We start from the raw sequence: 6940 nt of genomic DNA, 5'->3' as shown, positions 1-6940 counted from the left end.
TCGGTTCATGAAAATGGCTTGAAAATTGAAACAAATGAGGGATAAAAAATGAGGGGCAATGGAAAAAATTCACCATTGGATAAAGAACCACGGTCTTTTGCGCTTGAAGAAGCGTTTCTGACACGCAAAAATTATAAAGTCATCTTTTGTATTGCTTTCATTGTGGCAGCTTTAAGAATGGCTCTTCGCTTCGTCCCCATGTTGCTTGGGTGGACGTTGGCGGAGTGGGAAGGGGATGTCGTGGCAGCTCTCTCGTTAATTATGGAGCTTATATCATGGTTTATTTTTTTGTTCATCCCTGTTGCCTTTGTGGTTCGTATCATTTTCACGGTTCTGTTGAAAGAAAAGATCGATATGTTGGAGCAAGCAATCTGGAAGCGGAGAAAAACCGCTTCTCAACAAAACAGCGCATGAAGGGGCGGAGAAAATGATAGATGTTAAAATGATGGATATTATTGTTGTACTCTCGTGGGGTGTGGGCTTGACGCTTTTCACGCTGCTTTCTGCCGTGGTCGTGATGTTTATTTGGGCATTGTATTACTCTACTTTCAAGCGGGTGAGACTGTATTGCCAAGTGACAAAAGAATTAAGCCGCGTGCTTGAACAACCTGTCGTTTTTGAGCCGTCTAGTGGGGAAATGCCGATGATTAAGCCGTTATCTGAGGAAAAAGAGTTTTCTCTTTCTGATGAGGAAATCTTAACGATGGAAAGTGCAACGGCGCTTTTAAAGAGTTTGGGGTGGAAGGTGGAAATTGAAGGAAAAGGAGATCATTTGTCCACCTATTATTTACCAGATCGTGAAGTGCAGTTTCTTTATAATGCTGAGAAGGGGTATCCGCGATTTGATTGTGCAATTGCGGTGGTTTCTGGTATCCATGCGGCGGCTTGCCAAACAATAGACCCTTATAATTCTGGAGGTTTGATTGCTCTTGAATTGAGTTTTGATGTGAAGGGGTTGGAAATTTTTGAAGAAAAGGTAAGCGTTGGATGTTTACGTCGTGCACTCGAGAAGGCTTTAGAAAAGGCAATGACTGAGGTTGATCTTGGCAAGATGCTTCGCTCTCAATATAGAATCTTGCCTTGGGAAAACAAAACTGTGGTCTCTCGGTTGGCTTCTTATTCCCTGCGTTATCTTGCGGCTCTGGCTTTGATGGGTGATGTTGAAACTTTACACTCTTATCAGAAAAGCTTTATGGAAGGTGAGAAGCTGGGCTTTGAAACAAGCATCGAAGAAGAGCATCTGGAACGCGCAATGGTGATCGCTCAAGCGGTAGAAAAGACAAAGCAACCCAGTTACGATTTGCTTCAACAGGCGGCAAAGGATTTTTCCATGGAGGTAGAAAGCTATGAATATTTTAGAGCTACAGATCCCAATTTGTGCAATAGAAGAAGAGATTCTTATGAAAAATTGATCGAGGAAAAAAGAGAAGAATTAAGGCAACAGGGATATTTTGTTTACGAAAAGGACGCGATTTGTGAGGTTGATGGAAAAAACTATCGTCCCGATATTCTTTACATAAAGGATGGGGAGTTAGAATATATGGATGTAGAAATTAGGATTGATGAAAAAATTTATTGAGAAAAATAAAGAGTTTAGATAAGTTAAAAAGAGCTTAAACCTAAAAATAATGCGTAAAAAGCGCGAAGCGTAAAAGCAGAGGGGAACAATGCAGGAGAAAAAAGCAACATTTGAAGAGTCTTTCTTTTCATTTAGAAAATTTATGGTGTCTTCAGTGGAAAGGCGTAAAGGGGTGGGAAGGTGTAAAATAATAGGGTGCCGCTTTTTTATCATGTTTTGTACATGCCTTATCATGATGGCTTTAGAAGTTCCTGCGGGTGCAAAATCTCTGGTACAGCCGTTGCAATGGACAAGATGGGAAGAAATTGGTTCTCTTATTTTTCTCTTACCAGTGTTGATATGGTTTTGTCTTCTCACACCCCTTCCTATTTTGTGGGGGATTTGTCGTTTTAAAGAGCGTAAATTGGAAAAAATAAAGAAAAAACTAAAAGAAAAAATAAAGCAGCAAGAGATTAATCAATGAGGTTATACGCATGAGGGGTGAGATCGCGTTTTTTATTTTGTTTCTGCCGGTTGGATATTTTCTTCTAAATGCAGTTACAGTTTTTGCCATTTTTGTGAATATGATTATTGTGGTGCCTTATTATTCTTTAATCAAGCGTTTGAGGCTCTATTACAGAGTGAAAAAACAAAGACGTTTGATGAAAGAACATCCACAGCGTTTTTGTTTCTTTGAAAAAAGCGGAAAAGAAAAAGAGAGAGTGCCGCAAAACTTAGCACTAGAAACACAGATAAGTTTCTATTCGTTAAAAAAATGGCTCGCTTTTTCACGCAAAGATTATATCCTCCACGCATGCCTCTCTTTCATCATTATGTTTTTCAAAGCTTATGTCTATGTGATTTTCTCTAAAGGGATAGCTGCTAAGGTAGATGAGAGCAGATTTGAATATATTATCATTCTCTTGTTTTTCTGGTTTTTTTTATCGGTATGTATTTTTGCAACGATCCCTGTTGTTGTGATCCTTCGTGAAATTTTAACTCATCGGTTGAAAAAGAAAATTCAGCAATTGGAAGAAGTGACTGAAGCAACCCAATCAATCAATTTATAAAGGGAAGGGGATAAAATGCATTACGAAATAGCGGCATTTTGGACGGTGATTTTGATCATTCTGCTGGGGGGTGTTTTTGATTTTTTCTTAACAATACCCATTGTGGCACTGTATATTTCTTTTATCAAGCGTTTGATCTCGTATTACAAGGTTACCAAACAATTAAACGCAGCGCTGAAAAAGCGCATGTAGTGCTCGTGTCATGGGGGGCATAAGTTTTAGATCATGCCATTGCTTCATGACTTGGGAGCAGGGCATCGATTGTTTTTCTCATTTTACGCTGATCTCTGGGGGAAAAAGGCTGTTGGCAATGAATAGGCTGGTGATAGGTTTGTAATAGGCTTTAATGGGGCGGTTGATCGGCAGTGTGCTTGTTTTCTGTGAATTTGCAAAATCGTAAAAACGTGAAACTGTAATAGGGTGTGTGTGGTTGGTCAAGGGCTGTGATGGTTGTGGGGCGGTTGGGGAGAAGAGGTGCCAATGGAGGCGTAAAGGTTGGATTGTGAAATGCGTCAAAATTGGAATGGGGGATTGGGGTAATGGAGGGCGTTGGGGGAAAAAGGCTGTTGGCAATGAATAGGCTGGTGATAGGTTTGTAATAGGCTTTAATGGGGCGGTTGATCGGCAGTTTGCTTGTTTTCTGTGAATTTGCAAAATCGTAAAAACGTGAAACTGTAATAGGGTGTGTGGTTGGTCAAGGGCTGTGATGGTTGTGGGGCGGTTGGGGAGAAGAGGTGCCAATGGAGGCATAAAGGTTGGATTGTGCAATGCGTCAAAATTGGAATGGGGTAATGGAGGGCGTTGGGGGAAAAGGGTTGATGGCAATGAATAGGCTGGTGATAGGTTTGTAATAGGCTTGTATAGGCTTTAATGGGGCGGTTTATCGGAAGTTTGCTTTTTTTCTGTGAATTTGCAAAATCGTAAAAGCGTGAAACTGTAATAGGGCGTGTGGTTGCTCAAGAGCCGTGAGGGTTGTGGGGCGGTTGGGGAGAAAAGGTGCCAATGGAGGCGTAAAGGTTGGATTGTGCAATGCGTCAAAATTGGAATGGGGGAATGGGGAGCGTTGGGGAAATGTGGGAATGGAGGGCGTTGGGGGAAAAGGGCTGATGGCAATGAATAGGCTGATGATAGGTTTGTAATAGGCTTGTATAGGCTTTAATGGGGCGGTTTATCGGCAGTTTTGTTGTTTTCTGTGAATTTGCAAAATCGTAAAAACGTGTAACTGTAATAGGGTGTGTGGTTGGTCAAGGGCTGTGATGGTTGTGAGAGGGGGATAAGCCCGTGTGAGAAGGGTTAGAAAAACGTTTGGTTTTGGAGCTGTTGATATAGGCATGCTGTTTAGAGGCGTAAGGGGAGGGGATTGTTCGTTCTCAAAGCCTATGATGTAAGAGAGTATGGGCTATTCAAGAGGGTGTTCGGGTATGGATAGAGATTGAAGGGGCACTGCTTCTTTGCAAAGCAGAGGTATTGATCATAAGTTTTGTTTATTCATATGTTTTTTTATGGCATCCAGTACCTGTTGGCTTATCTCCTTATGGGTCAGCCATCGTAAACCTTTGGGCGTTGTTTTTTGTCCTAATTGAATGGGGATAAAATCAACCTTGTTTTTGCGCGCGCACTCGATGATCATTTGATCATGCGTGTTGGAACCAAAAATATGAAGAATACATGGCGGTTTAGGCAAAAGAGCCAACTGCTCAATTAATGCGCAAGAAAATGCATAGGCGGGCGAATGAATCCATAATATGCAATATTTTAGATCATGCCATTGCTTCACAGCTTCTAAAAATTGCGCCTTTGATGCCGCACAATCATAATCCAACGACACACACAACTGTTTGTTGTGCAATGCCTCAAGCTGGACTTTATGGGAAAGAAAGCGCGCAGCAATAATCACTTCTTGCGGCTTTAGTGATTGATACAAAGGGGCTAGCATCCCTGTGCCCCCTACCACTAAATAACGATAGTGCGCATCCTTTTTTTTCATGCCCCCTCCCTTATTGCTTTAAATCCCACCTCTTTGCTTTAAAAATGTGTACATTTCATCAGCAAGTCTTTCACAACGGGTTTGTACCTCTTCACTTATAACTTTCCAAGTACGACCTTCATCATCTGAGGAAAAATCTTCGTTGGAAGAGGCGATTTGACATTGGAGTGTGTAACCATAAAGCGTGTGCACCACCGGCACTAAATGTTCACAAGGTTGTGCGCATTTTTTGGCCGTACTCCCATGAGAGATAAGTCCAACAGGTTTATTTAAAAAGGCATTATAGCTCAAATTATCAAGAGCATTTTTTAAAACACCCGAATAAGATCCTTGATAAACGGGGCTTGCTAGAATAACGCCATCAGCCGCGGCAATGGTTTTGACAAACTCACGGACCGCAGCACTTGGATTAGCCTCTACCTGCTGATGATAATCGGGATCTGTCATCGGCAAGGGCTGTTCACGCAAATCAACCCAATGAAGTGATGCACCCCGCTTTATGAGGCAATCCGCTAAATAATTAGCTAAAGTTCTTGTTAATGAAGGTTGACGCACAGACCCCAAAATAATTGCTGTATTCAACAGGATTCTCCTTTATCTTTTCCCCACAAGCCTATAACGCAAGGCTTATAAAGAAGTGTGAGTAAAATGATGCGTATCATTATGCTGTTTATAAAGAGCAATTGTGATGATATCGCATCATCATAGAATCAGTTCATGCTAACAAGATTGTTGACAAAACAACACCTCAAACTTGCAAGGGAATGTTAGTGCTTTCATTAATATTAAAATGCTTGATCTCAAGAATCGCGGCTGTCTCTCTGTCTTAGAAGCGCTTTGATGAATATATTCTGAGCTATTGGCTTGCAAGATCCCCAATGAAAAATGGAATATATCGTCATATTTTGAATGATCATTGATCCTTTTTAATTGGAATAAGAAAGTTGTAAGATTTTCTCATTTCAAATGCTCTTATTGCGCGATCATTTGCAAATCAATGGAAGTTCCTTTTTTCATGTCTTAAGTGGGGGGCGGAAAACAATTGAGAAAAGAATAAAAATGCTTCTGTCTGGGATAAGGGCTATCGTAAAGGCGGGATATGGCTGTTGTTGGGGCAGAGGTGGGGTTGTTGCAGGGAGCCTTAGGGTAATGGGGTTGTCCGTGTTGAGGAACGGGGTTATGGCGTGCCGTATTACAAGGGAGGGTAGCGGTGTTTTTTTAAACAAGCACGTGAATTGGCAAAAGTATTGGCAACATGAATATGCAATACGAGTATTTTCTGGGGTGTTCTGTTTGACGACAATGGATGCAATGGTGCTTGAGAGATTATGCGTATTACAAGGGAGGATAAGGCTATTGTAGAGGACTCAGGGGGCGTATATGAATGGTGCCGGATTACATTTTTTATTGAAACAATGGTGGTGATAGAGTTTATAGTAAGGGGATATATTCATGGGAGCGCTATTGTTATCCCCTTCATGGGGGCTGTTCATGAAATGGGGGTGATGCGCGTTGGTTTGGAAGTGTTGAGAGGTGTTTTTTTAAACAAGCACGTGAATTGGCAAAAGTATTGGCAACATAAATATGCAATACAAGTGTTCTCTGCGGTGTTCTGTTTGACGATAATGGATGCAATTGTGCTTTGAGAGATTATGCGTGTCGTTATAAAGTTAGGGACAAACAGTTGCATAAAAGGGAAGAGCAAATGAAGGGGGAAAATTCCACATTTTATAACAAACGGTGCTCTCTTTTTTTTGGAAAATCATTTCGTTCTTATAAAGATCATATGATCATTTGTCTTATTTCTATCCTTATTGGGATAGGTTATAAAGCTCTTTTGATCCCATTAGAATCCAAGTGGACGTTGAGTGTATCACAGGATAGCACTCTTTTGGCGCTTTTTGTGCTGCGTGAAGTCATCATGGTGTGTGTTGTTGCCTTGATGCCTGTTTTATTGGTGCTTTATCTCATCTTAATGTATTTGTTGAAAAAAAAGATTCAGCAGTTAGAAGAGGCTATCCAGCAACGGGGTCACACAATCGATCAACAAAATAATCCAGTAAAAAACAATAGAGAAAAAATAATCTGTTTTTTTATCGTATACTTTTGGTTGATATTTCTGCTAAACGTCTTTTTTCCTGCGGGTGTTGTCATGCTCATTTTAGAATTTTATTATTTTGTTTTCAAGCGCGTGAGAACGTATCGTAAAGTGAGACGGGCATTAAAACGCATAAGAAAAGAGAGCGACAAGGCGCTTGCCTAGCTATAAAGCGCTTGCGTAGCTATTGTGAGGGGTAAGAGGCAATGTTTGGAAGCTCTCGTGAC

10 protein-coding genes are annotated in these 6940 nt (G+C 41.0%); 7 read left to right on the top strand and 3 right to left on the bottom strand.

What is annotated here, in order from left to right:
- Window positions 1-48: 48 nt before the first annotated feature.
- The 4 genes from ACFIMG_RS08585 to ACFIMG_RS08570 all read left to right on the top strand — a co-directional run bounded on the left by ACFIMG_RS08585 (window position 49) and on the right by ACFIMG_RS08570 (window position 2628).
- A complete protein-coding gene (locus ACFIMG_RS08585; protein ID WP_375678738.1) occupies window positions 49-414 on the top strand; it encodes a hypothetical protein in 366 nt (121 codons plus the stop codon).
- A gap of 13 nt (window positions 415-427) precedes the next feature.
- The gene (locus ACFIMG_RS08580; protein ID WP_375678737.1) at window positions 428-1579 is read left to right on the top strand and encodes a DUF6990 domain-containing protein; all 1152 of its coding nucleotides are present in this window, start codon (window positions 428-430) and stop codon (window positions 1577-1579) included.
- A gap of 88 nt (window positions 1580-1667) precedes the next feature.
- The gene (locus ACFIMG_RS08575; protein WP_375675342.1) at window positions 1668-2042 is read left to right on the top strand and encodes a hypothetical protein; all 375 of its coding nucleotides are present in this window, start codon (window positions 1668-1670) and stop codon (window positions 2040-2042) included.
- Between the two features lie 10 nt (window positions 2043-2052).
- Window positions 2053-2628, top strand: coding sequence for a hypothetical protein (locus ACFIMG_RS08570; protein ID WP_375675341.1), 576 nt, complete (start codon window positions 2053-2055; stop codon window positions 2626-2628).
- A gap of 270 nt (window positions 2629-2898) precedes the next feature.
- Here ACFIMG_RS08570 and ACFIMG_RS08565 read toward each other — a convergent pair whose 3' ends face one another.
- Window positions 2899-3453 carry a hypothetical protein gene (locus ACFIMG_RS08565; RefSeq protein ID WP_375693599.1) on the bottom strand — a complete coding sequence of 185 codons (555 nt, stop codon included), beginning with the start codon at window positions 3451-3453 and terminating at the stop codon, window positions 2899-2901.
- A gap of 140 nt (window positions 3454-3593) precedes the next feature.
- Between ACFIMG_RS08565 and ACFIMG_RS08560 the strand changes: the two genes are divergently transcribed.
- On the top strand, window positions 3594-3767 hold the full coding sequence (locus tag ACFIMG_RS08560; RefSeq protein WP_375678735.1) for a hypothetical protein: 174 nt from the start codon (window positions 3594-3596) through the stop codon (window positions 3765-3767).
- A 332-nt stretch (window positions 3768-4099) separates the two neighbouring features.
- Here the strand turns inward: ACFIMG_RS08560 and ACFIMG_RS08555 are convergent, their stop codons facing one another.
- Both ACFIMG_RS08555 and ACFIMG_RS08550 read right to left on the bottom strand, forming a co-directional pair.
- Window positions 4100-4615: a short-chain dehydrogenase gene (locus tag ACFIMG_RS08555; RefSeq protein ID WP_375678734.1), complete on the bottom strand. Its 516-nt coding sequence runs from the start codon at window positions 4613-4615 to the stop codon at window positions 4100-4102.
- A gap of 18 nt (window positions 4616-4633) precedes the next feature.
- Window positions 4634-5197, bottom strand: a complete 564-nt coding sequence (locus tag ACFIMG_RS08550; RefSeq protein WP_375678733.1) for an NADPH-dependent FMN reductase — start codon at window positions 5195-5197, stop codon at window positions 4634-4636.
- Between the two features lie 746 nt (window positions 5198-5943).
- Here ACFIMG_RS08550 and ACFIMG_RS08545 point away from each other — a divergent pair.
- On the top strand, window positions 5944-6261 hold the full coding sequence (locus ACFIMG_RS08545; RefSeq protein ID WP_375678732.1) for a hypothetical protein: 318 nt from the start codon (window positions 5944-5946) through the stop codon (window positions 6259-6261).
- 257 nt (window positions 6262-6518) lie between these two features.
- Complete coding sequence (locus ACFIMG_RS08540) at window positions 6519-6878, top strand: hypothetical protein (protein WP_375678731.1); 360 nt, start codon at window positions 6519-6521, stop codon at window positions 6876-6878.
- Window positions 6879-6940 lie beyond the last annotated feature (62 nt).

Source organism: Bartonella sp. AP11XZML, from assembly GCF_042196445.1.
Lineage (GTDB): Bacteria > Pseudomonadota > Alphaproteobacteria > Rhizobiales > Rhizobiaceae > Bartonella.
The sequence above is the reverse complement of the archived record's forward strand: the minus strand, read 5'-3'. Positions and strand labels throughout refer to the sequence as shown.